This is a genomic window from Paracidovorax sp. (genome assembly GCF_057642795.1).
In genome coordinates this window covers 1-727 of sequence record NZ_JBXYZY010000032.1, presented here as the reverse complement: position 1 = coordinate 727, position 727 = coordinate 1, and the positions used below count along the sequence as shown (strand labels likewise).

Here is a 727-nt window from a genome sequence, read left to right as displayed (position 1 = left end):
CAGTCTCAAAAAATTGCAAGAATTCTACTAACATTACTCTCATCTTTAACTATTGTTATGTTACCTAAAATGAATGGAGCTATCAAAAATGGGGATAATGATAAGGTATATATGTATACTAAAAAGGCATTTAATTATACGTTGACTTTTTCATTAATTTTGTTTTCTATTATTTTTGCTAATACGAAAGAGTTTGTTGTATGGTTTTTTGGACCTAAATTTGTTCCTATGACCGCAAATATGATGATTGTCTCATTTATTATTATATTAAATCCGATTGGAGGGATTTTCTCTAATCAGTTTGCTTTGGCTATGGAAAAAGACAAAGAATATGGAATCCCATTAATAATTGGTTCAATTGTTAGTTTACTTGGCAATTATATTCTTGTTCCAATTTATAATGCATTAGGTGCGACTATTGTACTAGTTTTTGTAGAACTCATCGTTTGCATATTAAGAATAGTATTGATTAAAGATTTTATTAATTTACAATTTTTAATTACCAAACAGATACTTATTGAATTGGGCTTAACAATAGCAATTACAATTACTGGGCTTCTATTACCTTCAATTTTTGCTAATTCTTTTTTTAACATTGCATATAAATCAATGGTCATGTTATTATTGTTTGGTATCATATTATTTACGACTAAAAGTGAAGTTGTGTTAGATGTAAAAAAAATACTAAAAGGAACTAAAAATTAATGAAAAAACATGTTTACTTAAT

Annotated in this window: 1 protein-coding gene; it reads left to right on the top strand. The window is 26.3% G+C overall.

The genetic code is table 11. The features are described 5' to 3' along the window. Positions 1 to 705, top strand: a 705-nt coding sequence (locus AC3A84_RS12825) for a lipopolysaccharide biosynthesis protein (protein ID WP_487970084.1), incomplete at its 5' end; no start/stop codon positions are given. Positions 706 to 727 lie beyond the last annotated feature (22 nt).